The sequence below is a fragment of the Amycolatopsis sp. NPDC050768 genome, from assembly GCF_040654155.1.
GTDB lineage: Bacteria > Actinomycetota > Actinomycetes > Mycobacteriales > Pseudonocardiaceae > Amycolatopsis.
This window is the reverse complement of the sequence record NZ_JBFAHL010000032.1, coordinates 39,400-60,385: the sequence shown is the minus strand read 5'-3', so window position 1 is coordinate 60,385 and position 20,986 is coordinate 39,400. Positions and strand designations below refer to the sequence as shown.

At 69.7% G+C, this 20,986-nt stretch carries 24 protein-coding genes; 9 read left to right on the top strand and 15 right to left on the bottom strand.

The window, feature by feature from the left end; genetic code table 11:
• Positions 1–204: 204 nt before the first annotated feature.
• Positions 205–897 carry a hypothetical protein gene (locus AB0H62_RS48795; RefSeq protein ID WP_360592759.1) on the top strand — a complete coding sequence of 231 codons (693 nt, stop codon included), beginning with the start codon at positions 205–207 and terminating at the stop codon, positions 895–897.
• A 232-nt stretch (positions 898–1,129) separates the two neighbouring features.
• The gene (locus AB0H62_RS48790; RefSeq protein WP_360592758.1) at positions 1,130–1,618 is read left to right on the top strand and encodes a MaoC/PaaZ C-terminal domain-containing protein; all 489 of its coding nucleotides are present in this window, start codon (positions 1,130–1,132) and stop codon (positions 1,616–1,618) included.
• Here the strand turns inward: AB0H62_RS48790 and AB0H62_RS48785 are convergent, their stop codons facing one another.
• Positions 1,619–2,824: a beta-ketoacyl-[acyl-carrier-protein] synthase family protein gene (locus AB0H62_RS48785; protein ID WP_360592757.1), complete on the bottom strand. Its 1,206-nt coding sequence runs from the start codon at positions 2,822–2,824 to the stop codon at positions 1,619–1,621. It lies immediately after the preceding gene.
• 190 nt (positions 2,825–3,014) lie between these two features.
• On the opposite strand from AB0H62_RS48785, the gene AB0H62_RS48780 reads away from it, so the two are divergent.
• From AB0H62_RS48780 to AB0H62_RS48770, 3 genes are all read left to right on the top strand, one after another.
• Positions 3,015–4,067: an LLM class F420-dependent oxidoreductase gene (locus AB0H62_RS48780; RefSeq protein ID WP_360592756.1), complete on the top strand. Its 1,053-nt coding sequence runs from the start codon at positions 3,015–3,017 to the stop codon at positions 4,065–4,067.
• 2 nt (positions 4,068–4,069) lie between these two features.
• Complete coding sequence (locus AB0H62_RS48775) at positions 4,070–4,309, top strand: hypothetical protein (protein WP_360592755.1); 240 nt, start codon at positions 4,070–4,072, stop codon at positions 4,307–4,309.
• Positions 4,310–4,456: 147 nt separating this feature from the next.
• On the top strand, positions 4,457–4,927 hold the full coding sequence (locus tag AB0H62_RS48770) for a hypothetical protein (RefSeq protein ID WP_360592754.1): 471 nt from the start codon (positions 4,457–4,459) through the stop codon (positions 4,925–4,927).
• 31 nt (positions 4,928–4,958) lie between these two features.
• Here the strand turns inward: AB0H62_RS48770 and car are convergent, their stop codons facing one another.
• Together car and AB0H62_RS48760 are read right to left on the bottom strand one after the other, a co-directional pair.
• Positions 4,959–8,465, bottom strand: coding sequence for a carboxylic acid reductase (gene car / locus AB0H62_RS48765; protein WP_360592753.1), 3,507 nt, complete (start codon positions 8,463–8,465; stop codon positions 4,959–4,961).
• A gap of 313 nt (positions 8,466–8,778) precedes the next feature.
• Complete coding sequence (locus AB0H62_RS48760; RefSeq protein WP_360592752.1) at positions 8,779–10,365, bottom strand: MFS transporter; 1,587 nt, start codon at positions 10,363–10,365, stop codon at positions 8,779–8,781.
• 83 nt (positions 10,366–10,448) lie between these two features.
• On the opposite strand from AB0H62_RS48760, the gene AB0H62_RS48755 reads away from it, so the two are divergent.
• Positions 10,449–10,976, top strand: coding sequence for a helix-turn-helix domain-containing protein (locus AB0H62_RS48755; RefSeq protein WP_220243246.1), 528 nt, complete (start codon positions 10,449–10,451; stop codon positions 10,974–10,976).
• 41 nt (positions 10,977–11,017) lie between these two features.
• Here AB0H62_RS48755 and AB0H62_RS48750 read toward each other — a convergent pair whose 3' ends face one another.
• The 6 genes from AB0H62_RS48750 to AB0H62_RS48725 are packed head-to-tail and all read right to left on the bottom strand — an operon-like array spanning position 11,018 to position 14,596.
• A complete protein-coding gene (locus AB0H62_RS48750) occupies positions 11,018–11,230 on the bottom strand; it encodes a CGNR zinc finger domain-containing protein (protein ID WP_360592751.1) in 213 nt (70 codons plus the stop codon).
• The gene (locus AB0H62_RS48745) at positions 11,158–11,643 is read right to left on the bottom strand and encodes an ABATE domain-containing protein (RefSeq protein WP_360592750.1); all 486 of its coding nucleotides are present in this window, start codon (positions 11,641–11,643) and stop codon (positions 11,158–11,160) included. Before AB0H62_RS48745 ends, AB0H62_RS48750 begins: the two co-directional genes overlap by 73 nt.
• A 32-nt stretch (positions 11,644–11,675) precedes the next feature.
• Positions 11,676–12,584, bottom strand: a complete 909-nt coding sequence (locus AB0H62_RS48740; protein ID WP_360592749.1) for an NmrA family NAD(P)-binding protein — start codon at positions 12,582–12,584, stop codon at positions 11,676–11,678.
• 26 nt (positions 12,585–12,610) lie between these two features.
• Positions 12,611–13,492, bottom strand: a complete 882-nt coding sequence (locus AB0H62_RS48735; RefSeq protein WP_360592748.1) for a haloalkane dehalogenase — start codon at positions 13,490–13,492, stop codon at positions 12,611–12,613.
• A complete protein-coding gene (locus AB0H62_RS48730) occupies positions 13,489–14,256 on the bottom strand; it encodes a hypothetical protein (protein ID WP_360592747.1) in 768 nt (255 codons plus the stop codon). The genes AB0H62_RS48735 and AB0H62_RS48730 overlap by 4 nt, the downstream gene beginning before the upstream one ends.
• Positions 14,257–14,290: 34 nt before the next feature.
• Entirely contained in the window at positions 14,291–14,596 is a 306-nt protein-coding gene (locus AB0H62_RS48725; RefSeq protein ID WP_360592746.1) for a putative quinol monooxygenase, read from the bottom strand.
• Between the two features lie 136 nt (positions 14,597–14,732).
• On the opposite strand from AB0H62_RS48725, the gene AB0H62_RS48720 reads away from it, so the two are divergent.
• A complete protein-coding gene (locus AB0H62_RS48720) occupies positions 14,733–15,260 on the top strand; it encodes a helix-turn-helix domain-containing protein (RefSeq protein WP_360592745.1) in 528 nt (175 codons plus the stop codon).
• Between the two features lie 19 nt (positions 15,261–15,279).
• Here AB0H62_RS48720 and AB0H62_RS48715 read toward each other — a convergent pair whose 3' ends face one another.
• The 4 genes from AB0H62_RS48715 to AB0H62_RS48700 form a co-directional block, all read right to left on the bottom strand.
• Entirely contained in the window at positions 15,280–15,897 is a 618-nt protein-coding gene (locus AB0H62_RS48715; protein ID WP_360592744.1) for an SDR family NAD(P)-dependent oxidoreductase, read from the bottom strand.
• Positions 15,894–16,046 (bottom strand): SDR family NAD(P)-dependent oxidoreductase, encoded by a 153-nt coding sequence (locus AB0H62_RS48710; RefSeq protein WP_360592743.1) that lies wholly within the window; start codon positions 16,044–16,046, stop codon positions 15,894–15,896. The genes AB0H62_RS48715 and AB0H62_RS48710 overlap by 4 nt, the downstream gene beginning before the upstream one ends.
• Positions 16,047–16,133: 87 nt before the next feature.
• Positions 16,134–16,469, bottom strand: a complete 336-nt coding sequence (locus AB0H62_RS48705; RefSeq protein ID WP_220243253.1) for a VOC family protein — start codon at positions 16,467–16,469, stop codon at positions 16,134–16,136.
• Positions 16,470–16,483: 14 nt separating this feature from the next.
• Positions 16,484–16,930 carry a flavin reductase family protein gene (locus tag AB0H62_RS48700; protein WP_220247019.1) on the bottom strand — a complete coding sequence of 149 codons (447 nt, stop codon included), beginning with the start codon at positions 16,928–16,930 and terminating at the stop codon, positions 16,484–16,486.
• A 98-nt stretch (positions 16,931–17,028) separates the two neighbouring features.
• On the opposite strand from AB0H62_RS48700, the gene AB0H62_RS48695 reads away from it, so the two are divergent.
• Positions 17,029–18,756: a hypothetical protein gene (locus AB0H62_RS48695; RefSeq protein WP_360592742.1), complete on the top strand. Its 1,728-nt coding sequence runs from the start codon at positions 17,029–17,031 to the stop codon at positions 18,754–18,756.
• Positions 18,674–19,363, top strand: coding sequence for a DUF169 domain-containing protein (locus tag AB0H62_RS48690; RefSeq protein ID WP_360592741.1), 690 nt, complete (start codon positions 18,674–18,676; stop codon positions 19,361–19,363). Before AB0H62_RS48695 ends, AB0H62_RS48690 begins: the two co-directional genes overlap by 83 nt.
• A gap of 12 nt (positions 19,364–19,375) precedes the next feature.
• On the opposite strand, the gene AB0H62_RS48685 is transcribed toward AB0H62_RS48690, so the two are convergent.
• Together AB0H62_RS48685 and AB0H62_RS48680 are read right to left on the bottom strand one after the other, a co-directional pair.
• Positions 19,376–20,263 carry an alpha/beta fold hydrolase gene (locus AB0H62_RS48685; protein ID WP_360592740.1) on the bottom strand — a complete coding sequence of 296 codons (888 nt, stop codon included), beginning with the start codon at positions 20,261–20,263 and terminating at the stop codon, positions 19,376–19,378.
• Positions 20,260–20,976 carry an alpha/beta hydrolase gene (locus tag AB0H62_RS48680; protein WP_360592739.1) on the bottom strand — a complete coding sequence of 239 codons (717 nt, stop codon included), beginning with the start codon at positions 20,974–20,976 and terminating at the stop codon, positions 20,260–20,262. The genes AB0H62_RS48685 and AB0H62_RS48680 overlap by 4 nt, the downstream gene beginning before the upstream one ends.
• Positions 20,977–20,986: the final 10 nt, after the last annotated feature.

The following is a 20,986-nucleotide window of genomic DNA, read 5'->3' as shown; positions in this document are numbered from 1 at the left end:
TGCGCCGGGGCCCATCGAGTTCATCGCGCCCGTCGGCAACCCGTTCGAGCCCGTTCTCGTCCGCGGGCGGGTCGTACGCGTGCGGATGTGGCGATGCGCGGCCAAGCTCAGCGGCTCGATCCAGAAGCCCGAACCCCACGAAGACCGCAGGGATGAACTGGGACAAAAAGCTTCGAGAAGCGCTTTCGAGCAATCGCAACCGCGATGGTCGACGCGGGAATCGTCCAGGCGGCGGCGAACTACGCGGAGGCGGTGCGCGAAACGGGCGGAAACCCGCGCACCGTCGTGATGTCGATGGGCCCGTCGACGCGCACGCATCCGAGCCACCTCGGCCGGGGCCAGTGGCTGTCGGAGGAAGTGCTGCAGTGGGCCGGGCTGGACGTGACGATCCTGCGCATGGCCGCGGTGTTCCACGAGGACCTGCCGTTGTTCTCGACCCAGTCGGTGCGCCACGAGAGCGTGATCCGAAACTGTTTCGCCGAAAAGCCGGTGAGCTGGCTGAACGCGCTCGACGCCGCCGAGTTCTGCGTCGCGGCCCTGCTGCGCCCGGAGCTGTTCGCCGACGCGCCGGTGCACTACCTGCCCGGTCCGGAGTTCTTCGACTTCCACCAGGTCGCCAGGGTGTTCAGCGACGTGCTCGGCCGGCCGGTCCACTTCGAACCGATCAGCCGCGAGGCCTGGGAGAAGGAGCTGCTCGACCTGGTCGCCTCGCCGCGGGCGGGCCTGCTCAAGGCCGACATGTCGCGCCACATCACGGCGTGCGGCTACGCCGTGGCCCAGGGAATGGAGCGCGGCAACACGAAGTACACCGACACCGACGCGTTCCGGCGCATCACCGGCCGTACTCCGATCACCCTGCACGACTACCTCACCGAGCACGCCGCCATCTTCCGCTGACCCGGCCCGCGCGCCGTGGTCAGCCCGTGGTGCCGTTGGCCGCGGCGGTGTCGGCGTAGACCTGAGCGCGCACGAAGTTGCCGTCGGGGTTTCGAGCAGCCAAAGGTTCTCGAACACGGTCGTCTCGCCGGTCTTGTGTGACTTTCGTTCGCCGCGCGCACGACTGCCGTCATACGCGTGCCGCCGTTCGCGGCCTAACGTCCCCCGCAGCACGCGAAGGGACACCGCCACGATGGACAGCGACCTCATTCCGAAGCCCGTGAACGCCTCCGGGCTGTGGGCCGACGACCTGCACGAGGGGATGGCGTTCCGGTCCTCGACCTACGTCGTGACCGAAGAACAGATCATCACCTTCGCGACGACGTTCGACCCGCAGCTCTACCACCTCGACGCCGACGGCGCGCGGGGCACGTTCTTCGACGGGCTCGTCGCGAGCGGCTGGCACACCGCGGCGATCACCATGCGCCTGCTGGTGACCTCCGCGCTGCCGCTCGCCACAGGCATCGTCGGCGCGGCCATCGACCTGGCGTGGCCGTCGGCGGCCCGCGCGGGTGATGCGCTGCGCGTCGAGGGGCAGATCGACAAGCTCAGCTTCTCGCGGTCGCGGCCCTCGCGGGCCACCGTGCTGATGTCGTACAAGACGGAGAACCAGGACGGCGACGTCCGGCAGAGCACGTCCGCGCGCGTCCTGGCGTTCCGTCGGCCCGAAGCCGGGGACTAGTCAGGCGACCGGCGAGAACACGAGGCTGCCGTTGTGCCCGCCGAAGCCGAAGCTGTTGGAGAGCACGGGTCCCGGCGTCCACGGCGTGGGTTCACGGGGCACGTCGATGTCGAGCGCCGGGTCCTGTGTGGACAGTCCGAGCGTCGGCGGGATCAGCTCGTGCGCCATCGTCAGCGCCACGGCGACGGCCTCCACTGCGCCGGCCGAGCCGAACGAGTGCCCGGTGGCGCCCTTGATGCTGGTCACCAGCGGCCTGGAGGCACCGAAGACGCGGCGGATGGCGTGGGCCTCGGCGGCGTCGTTGAGGGCCGTCGAGGTGCCGTGGGCGTTGATGTGGGTGATGTCCCGCGGTGCGTAGCCGGCGTCCTCGATCGCCATGCGCATGCAGCGCTCGGCGCCGGCGCCGTTCGGGGCGGGCGCGGTGACGTGGTAGGCGTCGGCGGTCGAGGCGGTGCCGTCGATGGTCAGGTAGATGCTCGCGCCGCGCCCCAGCGCGAGCTCCAGCGGCTCGAGCACGAGGATGCCGGCCGCTTCCGACGCGGCGAGGCCGTCTCTGTCCACATCGAACGGACGCGAGATCCCGCTGCGGCTCAGTGCGCGCATGTTGGTGAACCCGGCCACGCACACAGGCGTGAGGCTCGAGTCGCTGCCGCCCGCGAGCACGAGGTCGGCGGCGCCCGAGGCGATGAGCCTGGCGCCCGCGGCGATCGCGTCGGTGCCGGCCGCGCAGGCCGTGGTGATCACCGACGCGCTGCCCTGGAAGCCGTAGCGGATGCTGAGCGCCGCGGCGCCCGCGTTCGGCATCGTCATGGGCACGGTGTGCGGCGACACCTTGCGCTCGCCCTGCGCGGCCAGGACCGCGGCCTGCGACTCCAGAGTGGACACGCCACCGATGCCCGTGCCGAGCGAGACGGCGGCGCGTTCGGCGTCGAGCACCGTCACCGTCGGCTCGATCTCGCCGGTCAGCAGCCCCGCGTCCGCCAGCGCCTCGTCGGCGGCCGCGACCGCCATCTGCGTCGCCAGGTCCGCCGTGCGCGCCACCTTGTGCGACATCCAGCGCCGCGGGTCGAAGCCGCTGAGCCGCCGCACGTTCGCCGCGGCGGCAGGACGCGACAGCCCGTCCCAGAACTCCTTCACGCCGATGCCGGCCGGCGACACGACACCGATCCCGGTCACCGCGACGCGCCTGTTGAGGACTGGCTTCATGCACGTGCTCCTTCGAAAACGGGCCCAAGATCTGGCTAGGCTTTTGCACAGTCAGGTGTAGTCTACGGGACGACCGCGCCGGAGCCGCACCGATCGAACCCAAGTCACACCGGCGGTTGACGAGTGAGTTGCCTTGCGCAACCCTGAGGGCACGCAGCAACTTCACCGGAGCAGGAAAGCAGGCGGAACCGTGCTTGTCGGCATCTACAACGAGTACAGCGCGAAAGGCAGCTTCCGCGACCTGGCCGGCGACGTCGTCGCCTACGAACGCGCCGGCGCCGACATCGCCTATGTGGCCGAGGTGTACACGTTCGACGCGGTGAGCCAGCTCGGCGCGCTCGCCGCGCTCACGAGCACCATCCGCATCGGCTCGGCGATCCTGCCGATCTACACGCGCACGCCGTCTCTGATCGCGATGACCGCCGCGGGCCTGGACCACGTGAGCGAGGGCCGGTTCATCCTCGGCCTCGGCGCGTCGGGGCCGCAGGTGATCGAAGGGTTCCACGGCGTGCCGTACACCGCGCCGCTCGGGCGGACCCGCGAGGTCGTCGAGATCTGCCGCCAGGTCTGGCGGCGCGAACGCGTCGTCCACCAGGGCAAGCACTACCGCATCCCACTGCCGGAGGACGAGGGCACCGGCCTCGGCAAGCCGCTCAAGCTGATCAACACGCCGGTGCGCAGCCGGATCCCGATCCTGATCGCGTCGATCGGACCCAAGAACGTCGCCATGACCGCCGAGCTCGCGGACATCTGGCAGCCGTTCTTCTTCCTGCCGGAGAAGGCGAAGGACGTCTGGGGCCAGTCGCTGGCCGACGGCGCCGGGAAACGCGCCGACGACCTGCCCCCGCTGCAGATCGAGGCCCAGGCGGTCTTCCGCATCACCGACGACCCCCGGCCGATGCTGGACGCGATGCGCCCGACTCTCGCGTTGTACATCGGCGGCATGGGCGCGAAGGGCCACAACTTCTACAACGACCTCGTGCGCCGCTACGGCTTCGAGGCCGAAGCGGAGAAGATCCAGGACCTCTACCTGGCCGGCAAGAAGCAGGAAGCGGAAGCGGAGGTCCCGGAAGAACTGCTCCGCTCGGTCTCGTTGATCGGCCCCGAAAGCCACGTCCGCGAGCGCATCGCCGCCTACCAGGAAGCCGGAGTCACCACGCTCACCATCACCCCCGCCGGCGCGACGCGGGACGAGCGGGCCGGCGTGGTCGAACAGTTCCGCACGCTGGTGGACAAGAGCTGACTGTGCTGCCCTCACTCGCGAGCCTGGTCGAATCGGGTCTCACCGCGGCGGCGTTGCTTTCCGCGGCCGCACCCGGCGCGGTGTTCGACAGCGCGGTCACCGACTGGCCGGGCCTGTCCCGCGAGCAGTCCGCGACCCTGCTCGCCGCGGAGACAACCGGTATCGGGAACGCCGAGATCACCGAGCGTTTCACCGGCGAACGCGCCGAGGGCCTGATGCGCGCCGGCGAGGTCAAGGGCTAGCCCATCCGGCAGATCCTCCTCGCCACCAGCGACGAAACCGGGCGCCTGACCACGGTCAAGAGCTTCTTCAACAGCACCCAGCCCTTCACCACGCTGCGAAACCGCGCGAAGGCGGCGTTCGACGACCTGCCGCCCGAGGCCTGGGCCGTGCCGTGGCTTCCGCCGGACACCGGTGAGTACTCGGCCAAACCCAACCACCAGTACAGCCCGGCGCTCAGCTTCCACAGCCCGATCCTGCGCAAGAGCGTCTCCCCCGAACCGCTGGCGAGCCGCGTCCTCGGCCACGCGACCTCGGTCTACGGAGCGCGGGACTGGAGCGAGCTCAGCCTGAACCGCGGCAACCACCGCATCGGCTACTTCACCGACGACATCCAGGGCAAGCCCGTCTCGATCGCGTCCGTGATGCGCTTCGACGAGCACGGGCTGGCCGACGTCCTCGCGTGCTCACGCCCCTGGTCGTCGGCCGTGGCGATCTACTCGCGCATCAAGGCCCGTCTCGGCGAAGAGCTCGGCGTCGAGCTCCGCCACCACTTCCTCGTAGGTCTTGTCGCTGATGTACTCGTAGTTTTCCACCGTGTACTTGGTTTTCACGGATTTCTCCCATCGGGATCTGACTAAACAAAAGCACAGTCAGCCTAGCACCGGAAGATCAGATCAGACCGAGATTCGCGAGGTCCGAGGCGTACTTCTCGATCAGCTCGGCAGTCACATGCGGAATGTCCGCATCCGCGCCCACGCGGGCCTTCCGGACGGCCGCACGGAAGCGATCCGCCGGAATGAGGGCCCCCGCAACGGGTTTCTCCGGCTCCGTGTAGGCGTGCAGCAACGGCAGGAGCGAGTGTTGCTTCTGCTTCTCCGGCAACGCGCGGATCGCCGTCTCGAACCGCTCGAACCACGTGCGGTAGTCCTCGACACGGCTGATCCGGTGACCGGCCGCGACGAGCCAGTCCACACAGGTGTCTAGCGAGATGCCGTCCTCGTGCGAATTCAGCACGTTGTAGGTCCGGTAACCCTCGGTCTCCAGGCCGAGCGCCGTGATCGCCTCGGCCGTGAAGTCGACGGGCAGCCCGTCGAAGTGCGCCGGTCCCGGTCCACTGTAGAACGACCGCGGCGCGATCCCCGTGACGATCAGGCTCAGCAGCAGGCGCGTGAACATGTCGGGCACGTTCAGCTGCCCGGCGTAGCGGCTGTGCGCCAGGATCAGGTCCGAACGGAACGTGGTCACCGGCAGGTCCACCGCATCGCCGGCCTCGCGCAGCAGCACCTCCCCCGCCCACTTGCTGGTGCCGTAGCCGTTGGCGTAGCTGTCGTCGAGTGTCCTCGAAGGACTCGTCTCGCGGATGTCCGACACCTCGTCACCCGAAGCGGCCTGCGCGGCCACGGCGAAGGTCGAGAGGTAGGTGACCGGCTTGAGCCGCGTGGTGATCGCGAGCCGGATCAGCTCCGCGGTGCCCACCACGTTGGGGCCGAACAGCTGGTCGTAGGGCAGCACGTGGTTGACCAGCGCGGCCGGGTGCACGATGAGGTCGACGGTGTCGGCCAGCCGCCGCCACGCCGGCGCTTCGAGACCGAGGTCGGCCGAGCCGATGTCGCCGGCAAGCACCTCCAGGTGATCGGCGGCCAGCTCGCGGAAGTGCTGCAGCAGAGCGATATCGCCCGTGTCGAACGCTTCCTCGAGCCGCGCGTACGCCGCTTCCGCGGTGCGCCCGCGCACGAGGCAGACGAGTTTGCCGCCGGTCTTGGCGAGGCGCTCCAGCCATTCGAGGCAGAGGAAGCGGCCGAGGTAACCGTTGGCTCCGGTCAGCAGGACCGTGCGCACGGTGCCCGCGGGCCGAGGCAGATTCCGGGCCGACGCCAGGGTTTCGGCGTCGATGAACTTGTCGAGCGTGAGCTCGGCGGCGTGGACGACGGTGCTCTCGGCGCCGTGCACCGTGGCGAACGTCGGCCGCTTCACGCCCGGCTTCCGCGCGTCCTCGATGTGCCGGGCGATCGCGCGCAGGTCGTTGGCCGGGCTGATCACCACGTCGACCGGAACGTCGACACCGAAGATGTCGCGCAGCAGGTTCGAGAACGACAGCGCCGACAGCGAGTCGCCGCCGAGGTCGCCGAAGTGGGCCTCCGGGCCCAGCTCCGCCGCCGACGCCCCGAGCAGGGCTTCCGCCGCCCGCGCCACCGTCTCCACCACCGGCAGGTCGCGCCCCAGCTGCCGCAGTTCCCGCAGCTCGCTGCCTTCGCGGTCGGCGATCTCGGCGTACAGCGCTTCCAGACGCTCGCCGTAGTGCTTCTTCAACGCCGGGCGCTGCAGCTTCTTGATCCCGGTGAGCAGACAGTTGACGGTACTGAACGGATCGGTCTCGACCAGGAAGTCGCGCGGGATCTCGTACGAGTTGAGCTCGGCCTCCTTCGCCGCCTGCTGCAGCGAATCGCTCAATCGGCGCTTCAGTGCCGCGGGGTCACTCTCGGCGAGCGCTGCCCGCGTCGGCACGATCACCGCGAGCAGGTGGGAGCGTTCGCTGCTGCCGTAGACGTAGATCTGCTCGACCAGCGGCGCCGCCCCGAACATGGCCTCCAGTTTGGACACCGCGACGAACTCGCCCTGCGACAGCTTCAGCACGTTCTTGCGCCGGTCGACATACACCAGCTCGCTCGTGCTGTGCTCCGCCATGATGTCGCCGGTGTGGTAGTAGCCCTCGGCATCGAAGACCTCGGCCGTGGTTTCCGGCCGGCGGTAGTACCCGGTGACCAGCGTGCCGCCCTTGATCACCAGCTCACCGCGCGGGTGCGGCAGGTCGGTGGAGAAGTAGCCGAGCTCCGGCACGTCGAGCAGCCGGTAGCCGGACACGCGGTGCTGCCACATCTTCCCGTCGAGCATGACGACACCGCCGGTTTCGGTGGCGCCGTAGCCGTCGTGCATCGGGACGTGCAGCAGGGACTCCATGAACGTGGTCAGCTCCGCCGAAAGCGGCGCGGACCCGAAGCCGGCCCAGAGGATCCGGCCGCCGAGGGTGTTCTCGCGCAGCTCGGTCTTCACCTCTTCGTCGAGGCCCTCGCGGAACCCGTCGGCGGCGACGCGGCCGTCGAGCTCGCTGCGGTAGTGCTGGAACAGCATCTCGCAGATCCGCGGCACGACCAGCAGCTCGGTCGGGCGCACCAGCGAGTAGTCCTCCAGCATGGTGGACAGGTCGCTCTTGCCCACCAGGTAGACGGTTCCGCCGCACCCCAGCGTGCTGGCCATCACGTTCTGGCCGACGACGTGGCTCATCGGCAGGAAGTCGAGCACGATCGCGGGATTGTCACGGCCGGGCATGAAATCGCGCCACAGCTCGCGGGAGACGCGTTCGGTGTACATGGCGCCCTTGGGTGTGCCGGTGCTGCCCGAGGTGTAGATGAGCATCGCGAGCGGATCGGCGTCCGCGGGATCGGCGGTGGCGAGGGGCGCGGCCGGGAGCGCGCGACCACGTTCGACGACGGTGGGCAGGACATCGAGCGCGACGTCGCTGCCCGCCTCGGAAAGGCGTGTCCGCGCTGCTTCGACGCTGTCGCGGTGACCGTCGAGCTCGGCGGTGTGGTCGAAGACCACGAGCCGGAGCACCGACGGGCTCGCGAGGACGAGGTCGACGGCCGTGCCGAGGTACTCCGGGCTCGCGACGAGCACCTTGGCGCCGGTCTCCTCGACGATGGGCTTGAGGGCACCCGCGGCAGCCCCGGCCTGCAGTGGCACGGAAACCGCGCCGAGCCGGATGCAGGCGAGTTCGACCGCGACGTAGTCGGAGCTGACGAAACCCAGTGTGGCGACGAAATCGCCCCGGCGCAGCGGCGTGTGGGGGTCGTGGTGCCATTCGCTCGCGACGGCGGTCGCGCGGGCCCAGAGCTCGCCGTAGCTGATCGTCTCGAAGCGCCGCAGCAACCGGACCTCGGTCCGGCCCGTGGCCGGATCGGTGAACGTCTCCCGCGCGCGCTCGCCCAGCGCGGGCCGATCGGCATAACCCGCCATGACGGCGGCCACGGTCTCCGCCAGCGAAAGGCCCGGCCGGAACGCCGCCTCGCGGACGTCGGCCCGGGGAATCGCGTCGCGAACCTGTGAATCATTTTCGCACAGCTGCGCCGTCCGCCGCTCGTACTGCTCCCGGGCGTCGCGTGGATAGGTGGTGGTCATGACTTTCCTCCCCGAAAGTGTGTGGTCGGCCGGAATCCAGGCCAGGAAGAGGGTTGAGGAACACAACCTACTACGGGGTGGAAAGTTTTTGCCATCCCCCAATGTGATCTTCAGGGCGCCGTGTCGTATTAGTCGGGAAAAAGGATCGAGTATTTTTTCCGACCGGCGAAATTCCCGAAGGAGGACAGCACAAAGGCCGTCCTGGCCACTCTGCCAGGACGGTTTCGGAGGATTGATCGTGCTTTTGACTAACGCTTTCAGGACTCCGGCGGACGGACGACCGTGAACAGAGGATCGGGGCTCCGGACGAAACTCATCTGCTCGTAGATCCGCGCGGCGACCCGGTCATGTCCGTGCTCCTTCCGCGACGGCGGGCAGCCGTGTGCCGCACGAAGGCCACGGTCGGCACCGCCATGACCACGAGGACGATGCCGCCCACGGTCAGTCCCGAGTGGACGGCGTCGGTGAACGCGGAGGCCGCGGAGCTCGTGACCGTCGTCTTCAGGGAGGCCGGAACTCCGGCGGTGCTGCCGCCGTGACTCGCGCCGTCCACGATCTGGCGGGTCACCCCGGCGGGCACGCGGGCGTCGAGGAGCCGGTCGGACAGGTTCTTCGGGAACTCGGTCGTGACGATCGTGCCCAGCACACTCGGGCCGAGCACGCTGCCCAGCTGCCGGAACATGTTCACCGCGGCGCTGGCCATGCCCGCCTGCTGCGCGGGCACGCTGTTCACCGCGGCCGCGGTCGAGGGCGCCACCAGCAGACCGGAACCGATACCGACGATCAGCAGGCCGGGCCACACCTGCCCGAACCCCGGCGTTGGCCCCGTCACCAGCAGAAGCAGCGCACCGGCACCCATGATCACCAGCCCGCCGGTGAGCATGGTGACGACGCCGACGCGCCGCACCAGCCGGGCCGCCACGGCGCTGACCACGATGTAGGTGCCGAACATGACCAGCATCCGTACGCCGGTGGCCAGCGCGCCCAGGTGCTGCACGCGTTCGAGATATAGCACGCTCACCAGCGAGATCCCGACGAAGCCGAACATCGTGGTGGTCGCGACGCCCATGACCGCCGCGAACGACGGGCTCTTGAACAGCCGCAGGTCCAGCATCGGGTCATGGTGGCGCAGCTCCACGCGGACGAAAGCCGCGAGTGACACCGCGAAAATCACGTACACCGCGATGATCTGCGCGGCCGCGTAGCCGACGGATCCGCCTTCGATGATCGCGTACGTCGCCGACGCGACGACGATCGTGCCCAGCACCACGCCGGCCGGGTCGAGCCGCCGCGTCGGGTGCTTGCTCTCCGGGACCAGCATCGGCGTCAGCGCGATCGTGACGATGCCGAGCACGACGTTGGTCAGGAACACCGCGTGCCAGCTCGAGTGGTCGAGGAGGATGCCCGCCACGGGCGGGCCGATCGCGAGGCCCAGCCCCGAGCAGCTCGCCCACACGCTGATCGCGCTCGTGCGTTGGCGCGGATCGGTGAAGGAGTGGCTGACGATCGACAGGCTGGCGGGGAGGATCGCGGCGCCGCCGACGCCCATGAGCGCCTGGGCCGCGATCAGCAAGCCCGCGCTGTCGGAGAAGAACGCCAGCGCGCTGCTCGCGGCGAATACGACCACCCCGGCGAGGAACACCGCGCGGCGGCCGATCAGGTCGCCCAGCGTGCCCGCCGTGAGCACCAGGCTCACGACGACGAGCGTGTACGCGCTGCTGACCCACACCAGCTGAGCCGACGACGTGTGCAGATCGGACTGGATGGCCGGCAGCGCGGAGATCATCGAGGAGACGTTGACGAACGCCATCATCACGCCGAGGCAGACCACTGCCAGGGCCCACCACCGGCCTCGCGCGGAAGCTTCGGCTTCGGGTCTCGCGGTCCCTGACCTGGTCACGGACACCTGCTGACTCTCCAAATGCATAGCCAGCACGCTAACAGCCTGACTATGGTCAAAGCTAGACAGGTACACTGACTGTCATGGCACACACACAGGAGCCCGAGGCGGACCGTCCCGTGGTGACGCGCGTCGGCCGGTTCGTCGACCGCGACGCGTGGACTGCCGAGGGCTGGTGCAAGATCGAGCGCGCGCTGGAGCTCGTCGGCACCCGGTCGGCGATGATCCTGCTGCGCGAGGCGTTCTACGGTGGCCGGCGCTTCGACGAGCTCACCCGGCGCACCGGCCTGAGCGACGCGGTCGCGGCGAAGCGGCTCAAGCAGCTCGTCGACGACGGCCTGCTGCGCCAGCAGCCCTACCGCGAGCCCGGATCGCGCACCCGCCACGAGTACGTGCTGACCGAGCAGGGCCGTTCGCTGTTCCCCGTGGTGGTCGCGATGATGAAGTGGGGCGGCACTTTGGCGGGTCCGACCGGCGGCGTCGAACTGGTGCACGCCGGCTGTGGTGAACCGCTACTCGCCGCGGTGCGCTGCGCGGCGGGCCACGACGTCACCATGGAGGACACCGAGGCGCAGATCTCCCGCGACGCCAAGCGGGCGCGGCGGGCGTAGCTTTCCCCGAGTGTCGAGTGTGGACGATTGCAGCGCGCTCATCACACCACCCGCCGACGCCGGGCGCGGGAAGCCCGCAGGTTGGCGATGTTGCCGCAGACCGTGACGTCGTGCCAGACGCGGCTGTTGTTGCGTGACCGGTCGTAGAACGCGATCGGGCACGCCGAGCTACGGCAGATCTTCAGGCTCCGCCACTCGTCCAGCCGGCCGGCGCGGTGGTCTCGAGCAGCACCGCGCCGCCGACGAGCTGCCACCCGCTCCCAGTCGGTTCGAGGTCCAATCGGCCGTCGGTGGTGGTGCCCGCGGTTAGCGTCAGCCCGGACAACGCGGGCAGCACCGGCTCGTCCTCGGTCCGCACGAGGGCCGCGAGTTGTTCCCGGAGCTGCCGAAGCTCGTCGACATCCGCGGTCCTGAGCTGAACCCGGCGTCGGCGATGTCCTTCGGCCTCAGCCCATTCCGCCATCGCCGCGGCCGCCCACCGCTGCGCCGAGCCCACTGTGGACAGCAGATCGACGAACCCTTTCCGCGGGCTCGGCCGGGTGTTGAGCACGTCCTGGACGAGCGCGAGCCCGCTCGGCGCGGCGGCGATGCCGAACCGCTCGCCGGCCGGCCAAGCCGTGGCGACCCCTCGCCGCTCAGAAGGCTCCTGATCCACCGCGTAGGACAACGGACTCTCCTCGATCGGTCAGGCCGCCCGCGTCACGGTGCGGGGACGAAACGCGGTCCGCTGGTCGCGAAGTCGGCGCGGTTCTCGCGGACGAAGTCCGCCACCGAGAGCGGCGGGCGGCCGCCGATCTTCTCGACGACGTCGTTCGTGCCGGAGAACACGCCGTTGCGGTAGTCGATCGCGACGTTCGAGAGGTGCTGCACGAGGTGCGCGTCCGCGCCCTTGTCGAGCCCTGACGCGGAGAACTCGTCGACGCTGATCGGTTCGTAGTGCACCGGGTGGCCGAGTTCCGTCGCGATGGCCTTGGCGATGTCGTGGTGGTTCAGCTCGACCGGACCGTGCAACGAGTACGCCGCGCGGTTGTGCGGCTCGGGCTGCAGGAGCAGGGCGGCGATCACGCGCGACTGGTCGGCCGAGGCGATCGGAGCGTGCCGGCCCTCGCCGAACGGCAGGCGCAGGTAGCCCTCGCCGTCGCGCTTCTCCCACCACAGCTTGAGCCACTCGGCGAAGAACGTCGGCCGGATGTGCGTGGTGAGCAGATCGGTCCGGTCCAGCAGGCGCTCGCACAGCCAGTGCTGCCGGGCCGCGTTGCTGCCGGCCTCGCGACGGGCCGAGATCTGCGACATGTTGACCACCGAGCGCACCCCGGCCTCGGTCGCCGCCTGCGCGAAGATCACCGTCGACTCCACCAGGCCCGGCAGGATCGGGTGACAGAAGTACGCGCCGGTCACCCCCTGCAGGGCGGTGGTCATCCCGTCGAGGTCGTGCAGGTCGGCCACGACCACCTCCGCACCGGCCTCCGCCAGCGCGCGGGAGCGCTCGTCCTCGCCGTGCACCATCGCGCGGACGCGGTGGCCGCCTTCGAGCAGCAGCTTGAGCGCGCCGCCCCCGGTCTTGCCAGTCGCGCCGGTCACCAGGAACAGCCTGTCGTCGTGGGACACTGCAACACCTTTCGAAATGCCGGAGCTCATCGGGACAGACCGCGGACGAAGTGCGCGACCGCGGAGCCGATCAGGTCCGGGCTGTCCTCTTGCACGAAGTGGATGCCGGGCACCGTGAGCTCGGTCTGGTTGGGCCAAGTCCGGCAGAACTCCCGCTGGCGGGAGCTCAGGATCGCGCCAGGTTCGGCGTTCACGAACAGCTTGGGCACCTCCGAGGTCGACAGCCACCGGCCGTACTCCTCGACGATGGCCACCACGTCGGCCGGCTCACCTTCGATGGGCAGCTGACGCGGCCAGCTCAGCGTGGGCCGGCGGCTCTCCCCCGGCGTGCGGTAAGGCGCGCGGTAGACCGCCATCTCCTCGTCGCTCAGGTCGCGCAGCACCGCGCCCGGCAGCACCTGCTCGACGAACGCGTTGCCGTCGAGGATCATCGCTTCCCCCTGGGGGGAAAGGAAACCCTGGAACGTGGCGCGGAACGACTCCCGCCGGTCGGCCCACGTCATCGGGGCCACGATCGACTCCATGTACGCGATCCCGGCGACGCGGTCCTGGTGCCGGCACGCCCAGTCGAAGCCGAGCGCCGAACCCCAGTCGTGCAGCACGAATACGACGTCGTCGCCGAGGTCGAGGTGCTCCCACAGCGCGAACAGGTACTGGCGTTGTTCGAAGTAGGAGTAGCGGTCCGGGCCCGACGGCTCCAGCCGGCCGGAGTCGCCCATGCCGACGAGGTCGCACGCGATCAGCCGGCCCTGGCCTTCCAGGTGCGGCATCACGTTGCGCCACAGGTAGGACGAGGTCGGGTTCCCGTGCTGGAACACGATGGCCGGGCCCTCGCCCTCGTCGAGGTACGCCATGCGCACCCCGTTGACGTCGGCGAACTTCTTCTCGGCGTACGGCTTGGTGTTCACTCTTGCCCTCCCTCGAAGGACTGCGCTTCGCCGGCGAACTCGACGGCGAGGTCGCTGAAGTCGACGATGATGGTCGGTTTCGACGCGGGCTTGCCGTCCACGACGGGGAGCACGTAGCGGTGCGTCGGGAACACCAGGCCGGAAACCGGTTGGTGCGCCTCGGTGTGGTGCGTCGCGGGCAAGTTGCCCAGCACGTAGGGCGCGTAGTCGACACGGTGCTGCAGGCCGCGTTCGTCGTAGTAGAACGTCTGCTGTGTGCTGTGCGTGGCGAGGTACGAGGGGAACGTGACGTGCAGCCGTCGCCAGTGGTGGCCCTCGGCGTGCCACGGTTCGAGCTCCTCGGTCAGCACGCCGGGCAGGGTCAGCAGGTACGGGTTGGTGAGGTAGTTCCACATGCCGTACCCCGCGAAATACAGGGCGTGCAACGCGTCCCACCGCATGCCCCGCGCCCGCGGCGGGAAGGACTCGCGCGGCGTGCGGCGTTCCTGGAGCACGACGCCGTGGGCGTCTTCGATCGTGACGCGCTTCGGCGTGTACACCCCGCGCAGCCCTGGGCCGGTGAAGTCGGTGAACACCGTGCGCTGCCGGTGCACGTCGACGGCCAGGCTGATCCCGGCGAACGTCTTCTCCTGGCCCAGGCCCGTCCACGTGGGGCCGACCAGGTGCAGGTGCGCCCGGATCTTCCGGGCTCTGCTCCACCGCTCGCGGCCGCCGTGCGTTTCCAGCACCAGATCCAGCAACCCGGTGTGCTGACCCTCGTTCACCGATCCAGCCCTTCCGCCGGTCTTACGAGCAGACTCAGACGGCGGCCTTGTCGCCTACCAGGTTGCCCTTCATCAGCCACACGGGACCCTCGACGTAGGTGCTCGCCTCGGCGAAGAACGCGCCGAAGTACGGGCCCTGGGCGTGGGTGGTGAACGCGTCGACGTCGGCGTAGACCTCGTTGAGGTAGAAGACGTCCGGGTTCTCCTCGTCCGCGATGACCTCGAACCGGATCGAGCCGGGCTCGTTGGCCAGGGAGTCGACGCCGGTCTTGCGGGCCACGCGCACGAAGTCGTCGCGGTGGTCCGGCTGCACGGTGAAGGAAACGAGGAACTGGTACATCGCTGGTTCTCCTGGGAATCCGACAAGCGCTGACAGAGGCTGAGCAACAGAAGCAATCGCAGTTCAGTCAATGAACTGCGGCCGACTGTAGCACAACTCCAGTTCAGTGAGCGAACCAGCGGAGTAGACTGCCCGTATGTCCCTTCCCAGCACCTACGCGGACCGCAACTGCTCCCTGGCGCGAGCCCTGGAGATCGTCGGCGAGCGGTGGACCTTGCTCATCGTGCGTGACGCGTTCTACGGCGTGCGCCGCTTCGGGGACTTCGCCACCCAGCTCGGCATCCCGCGTGCCGTGCTGACGGCCCGGCTGAAGCTCCTCGTCCGCGAAGGCGTGCTCACGCGCGACGACAGCGCGGGCACCGTCGAGTACGTGCTCACCGACAAGGGCGTCGCGCTCTGGCCGATCGTCCGCTCGCTCATCAACTGGGGCGACGACTTCTACTCGCCGGCCGGGGTGAAGCGCGCGCTGCGCCACGACGCGGACGGCGCGCTGCTCGACCACGAGGGCCGGTGCGAGAAGTGCGGCGAGCTCGTGGCGGCCGGCGACACCCGCATCGAGCCCGGCCCCGGCTTCAAGCCGACCGACGCCGAGCTCGACCCGGTGTCCACCGCGCTCAACGTCCCACGGCGGCTCCTCGAGCCGATCTCGGCGTCGCGCGGCTGACTACCGGTTGAAGGGCTGACTACCAGTTGACGGGCACGGCCAGGAACGGCTTGTCCTCCGGCGCCACCTTGCGCGCCTCCAGCACCTGCTTCGCGGGCGCACCGGCGGGGACGCGCAGCGGCGGTTCGGGCTGCTCGATCGTGTCGGCGACCGTCGCGGCCACCGCCTCCGGCGTCACGACCTCACCGCGCAGGACCGGGAGTTCCTGGTACAGCGCCGAATAGGGGTCGTTGTCCTTCAGATGCACCTTGGCGCGTTCGCCGCCGCCAGAGGAGACCGCGCCGGGCTGCACGAGGCTCACCCGGATGCCGAAGTGGCCGGTCTCGATGGCGAGCGTCTCGGCGAGCGCCTCCAGCGCCCACTTGGTCGCGCCGTACGGGCCGATCATCGGCAGCACCATCCGGCCCTGGATGCTGGAGACGAACACCAGGCGCCCCGATCCCCGCTCGCGCATGGCCGGCAGCACGCCCTGCACCACCCTCAACGCGCCGAGGGTGTTGAGCTCGAACAGCCGCGCGACCTCGTCGAGCGGCACGCTTTCCAGTGGTGCGCGAACACTTTCCCCGGCGTTGCTGACCACGACATCGATCTCGCCGGCCTCGCGGATGGCCGCGTCGACGCTTTCCTGGTCGGTCACGCGAGGCGCAGGCGCTGGTCGACAGGCAGGTCGGCGAGCGTCTCCGGACGGCGGGCGGTGGCGATCACACGGTGCCCGCGCCCGGCCAGCTCGATCGCGATGGCGCGGCCGATGCCCTTGGACGCACCGGTGATGAGGACGGACGACATGGTGGTTCTCCTTGTCGGATAAGTGGGTTCTGGCCCGGTTGAGCCACAGTGGACACCAGCCGGAGTTGGGCTTCGGCGCAAGCACCGTCAGCCCGAAGGTGTGCCCCGTTCGATCAGCATCACGTAGTTCCCGTCCGGATCGGTCAGCTGGACGCGGCCGTCGCCGTCCGGCAACGCCCGTCCGCCGGCCGCGAGCGCTTGGGCCAGCGCGGCCGGGAGATCGTCGACCAGCACGGCGAACGCGGGCTGTGCCGGACGTTTCGGATCCGCCGGACCGCACAGGGAAAGCGCGACGTGGTCGGAGGACATCCCCGCCCACCGGTCGCCGTCGACCCCGCGCTCGACGCAGCCGAGCGCGGCGTAGAAGGCCCTCGAAGTGGCCACATCGGACACCGGCAGGACGCAAAACCTGATCGAGTTCACACCGTCTCCTCGGCTCAGCTCGCCCGAGCGAGCGGCAGGGCGTGCAGGTCACCGTCGTGGAACACCAGCGGCCGCCGATCGAACGTCTCGACGGCTTCGACGCGGCCGACGGCGATCTCGTGGTCACCGCCCGCGTACACGCCGTCCATCGAGCAACTCAGCGCCGCCGCGATCCCGTCGAGCTCGGGCAGCCTGTCGCGCCAATGCCAGGCCAGGCCACCGAACTTGTCTCCGCCGGAGCGCGCGAACACCCTGGCGACGTCGTGCTGGTCGGCGGCCAGCATCTGCACCAGGAACCGGCCGGCGGAACGGATGTGCGGCCAGGTCGTGGACGACAGCCCGGCGCAGAACAACACCAGCGGCGGGTCGAGCGACAGCGACGTGAACGAGTTCACCGCGAGGCCAACGGGAGCGCCGTCCGGCCCGGCGGCGGCCGGTGGGCAAAGGCACGAGTAACCCAGGTTACGCGGGCGGTTGACCGCGGTGGCGCGCCCGGAAGAAGGCGACGGGGACGCCGGAAAAACCGTGGTACAAACGCAAGTGGTGAAGGGAGCGAACCATGGGTGACGACCACCGGCTCGGCCAGCGCGCCCGCGGCTGGCTCCGGTTCCTGCACCGCAAGGCCACGACCCCGGACGATTGGTCCTCGAGTGGCAGGCCCGCGCCGTGGTGGGACGACAAGAGCACCCCGCCCGTGCTGAACTTCGCCCGCTTCGACCTCTCCGAGTCCAGCTACGCCGTCCCGATGATGGCCGACGTGACACCCGCGTGGCGCGAGGTGTACGTCGACATCATGGACGGGTTGCTCAGCCGCCACACCACGCACTGGGCGGCCATCGACTGGCTCACCCAGCTCGGGCACGACCCCGACCGCGCCCACTACCCGGAGGAGTTCATCAAGCTCTGGCTCCCCCGCCACCTCGCCGGCGAGTACGACATGCCCGGCTGGACGGCCAACGGCGTCGAACCGTGGGGGCTGGCCCCCGATCCCGTCGGCGCCGAGGGGAACCTCTTTTTCAAGGGCTGGCTCAACCTGCTGCTCGGCTTCCACGGCTACGTCTCGCGCGACCGGAAGTGGAACGAGCCCTTCAGCGTCGCCGGCCTCGACGACACCACGTACTCCTGGACCCACGACGGCATCAACGCGCTGCTCACGCGCCAGTGGACCGAACGGCCCGAGGGCCCGCACTGCGAGAACACCAAGGTCTGGCCGTATTGCCTCAGCGCGGCCGGCCTGGGCCTGCGGATGCACGACATCCTCACCGGCGGCGGTGACCACTGGGTCTACGGCAACTGGGTCGAGATCCTCCAGCAGCGTTACCTCGGCATGACCGCGAGCGGCACCGTCGAGTGGACGGCGCTCTACTACGACCCGCTCGCCGACTACGTCCACCGCGCCGGCCCGACGTCGGGGCTGTCGATCGCGGTGTACATGCTGCCGCAGAACCCCGTGCTCGCCGAGGCGTTGTACCGCACCGCCGTGGACAAGATCGGCTGGAGCGACCCGACGCGCCCCGTCCGAACGCTCCCGGACCCGCGGTTCCTGCTGCTGGGCATCGTGCTGGCGCGCGAGTTCGGCGACTATGTCACGTTCGCCAACCTCGACGCCTACGCGGAAGAGCACTTCCGCCCCGGCTTCTTCGGCTCCGCGGCCGACGACTTCGGCTGGGGCTTCGGCCTCGACGAGCCGTTCCCGCGCGGTCAGCTCAACGGACTGCTGATGATGGCCGAGATCGGCGGACCCGGTGCGTGGTCACGGGTGTTCACCGAGCCGAACCTGGTGAAGTTCGACCAGCCCACGGTGTCCGAAGTGGACTTCCCCTCTCTCGGTATCGACATGGCGTACAACGACAGCGAGACCGGCATCCTGCACATCGGCACCTATGCGGCCACGTCCTCACACCGCGGCCGCGCGACCACGTTCCGCGTCTCCCAGGTCGCCGACACGGCCACCTGCGTGCTGCGCTGCGACGGCGCGCCCTACGAACGCTGGCGCGCGCTCGACCGCCACACCATCGAGGTCGACCTCGTCATCGGCGACCACGAGCTCCAGGTCTTCCCTGTCCCACCGACTGCCACCACCATCCCGATCGGCACGGAACGAGGCCACGATGTCCACCCCCGGCTCCAGCTCGTCGAACCAGGCGCCAAATCGGCCAGCGTCCACTCCGGACTGGCCGGCGGTCGCCGCCCGGCTGACCAAGGTGCTGCACCTCGCGGCGGCGCCGGTCGCCTTGACCTTCCGTTCGGCGGATCGATCCCCCGACCGCCCTGCGCCTGCTGCTGAGTCCGGCCTCCCGATGGCGCCCGCCAACAAGCACGGCCGCACCGGCGCCGTGCCCGCCGGCTGCGTCTTCTGGGTCCAAGGCGCACACGCCCCGGTCACGACGTACGCCGCCGACCACGCCAACTGCAGCGTCGGCAGCCTCACCCACGGCTTCCGCACGCTGGACGAGGTCGCGGCCAACGACGATGTGCAAGCGCTGCTCGAAGCCGGCTGGGTCGGCCACGACGACGTGGTGACGCTGCCCGTGGTCACCGAGCGCACCGAGTCGGTCCACTACGCCCCGCTCGGCTCGACGACCGAAACCCCGGACGTCGTGCTGATCCGCACCAACGCCCGCGGCCTGATGACGATCAAGGACGCCGTGCCGGATCTGCCGGTCGAGGGCAAGCCGCAGTGCCACATCGTCGCGATGGCCAAGCAGGGCCGGGTCGCCGCCAGTGTCGGCTGCGCGCTCAGCCGCGCCCGCACCGGAATCCGGGCCGACGAGGCGACGTGTGTGTTCCCCGGCTCACTGCTGCCCGATCTGATCGATCAACTCGAGCACCACGCCAGGCTCGACGCGCGCATGGCCCAGTACGCGGGCGCCGACGCCCAGCGCTTCGCCTGAGACCAAGTGCGCTCAGAAAACCCGGTCCAGCCACGCGATGACCAGCTCCGCCAGCACTTCGCTGTTGTCCTCGCTCATCAGCATGTGGCCGTTGCCCGTGTGCTCCGGATCGTCGAGGAAGCGGTAGGTGACGTCGGCGCCGTGCGCGGAGAGCCACTCGGCCGTCGCGCCGTCGGCCGCGCGCGGGTGATCCGTGTCGCGGTCGCCGGTGAGCACCAGCACGGGTTTGCCGTCGAAGCGGCCGGCCCCGCGCAGCTGGCTGCCGCGGACGTTCTGGCGCTGCGCCAGCAGCCCGGCGGGGATGGGGCCGAGCTGCCGGCTGTACGTCGCCACCGCGTCGGCCGGAAACCGTGTGCTGGCACCGATCATCTTCGCCCGGGCGAACGCGTCGTCCGGCCACCACAGGCCGCGCTTCGGGAGCCGCCACCGCAGGGCCAAGCCTTGGATCTCGACGTCGTCTTCGGTCTCGTCCAGCACGGTCGGCTCCGGCTGGATGTTGCCGGGCGGGCCGGGCGCGAGCGCGACCAGCGCGGCGATCCGGTCCCCGTGCGTGGCCGCCAGGCGGAACCCGAACGGCCCCGACATCGAGTGCACGACGAGCACCACCGGCCCGTCCTGCGCCTCGAGCAACGCCCCGAGCGCCGCGCAGACGACCTCACCCGTGACCTTGTCCGGCGGCGGCGACGTACTGCGCCCGGTGCCGGGCCAGTCCGGCACGAGCACCCGGTAGCCGTGCTCGACGAAAGTGTGGGCCCAGCCCGGGCGACCGTCCGGAGTCGACAGATAACACGCACCGGTCACGCTGCCACCGTGTACGAGGACGACACTGCGAGCCGGGGCGTGGTCCGGCCGCAGCTCGTCGTAGTACAGCGGCGCCAGGAAACCGGTGCGGTGCCTCACGCGGTGGCCTCCAGCAACGCCTTCGCGAGCTCGACCGGGTGCGTGAGCATGGCCTCGTGGCTGCCGGGGCACTCGACGATCCGCGGGTCGGCCAGGCGATGGGCGGACTGCTCGTAGGCCGTCTTCGGCACAGCCTGGTCCTGCTGCAGGAAGACGTAGCTGCTGGGGACACCCGAGGTGAAGAACCGCGTCAGCCGGACAGGTTCCGTGAGCCAGCCCAGCGGGCTCGGCACGATCCGTGCCGCGACGCTCGCGGCCAGCGTCTCGTCGGCGTCCTGCATGAACGCCCCCAGGAACATCTCGGGCGGCAGGGTGACGGAGTTGTCGGTGCTCTGCCCGGCCAGCGCGGTGACCGCGCCGACGAGCTCGTCCGGCAGGAGGTCGTTGATGCACTCGCCGTCCGCCAGCACCCACGCGTCGACGAAGACGGTGCGTTCCACGCGTTCGGGCTGCTGTTCCGCGACGAGCTGGATCACCGGGCCGCCCCCGCTGTGGCCGACGAGGACGAACCGGTCGAAGCCGTGCCGCTCGATCCGATCGATCAAGTCGTCGACCATGGTGGTCAGCGTGACGCCGGAGCGGTCGACGTCGCCGTCCTCCTGGCCGCGCAGAGTCGGGGCGAACACCTCGTGACCGGCGGCACTCAGCTGTTCGGCCACGCCGTCCCACGCCCAGCCGCCCTGCCACCCGCCGTGGACGAGCACGATCTTCATGGGAACTCCT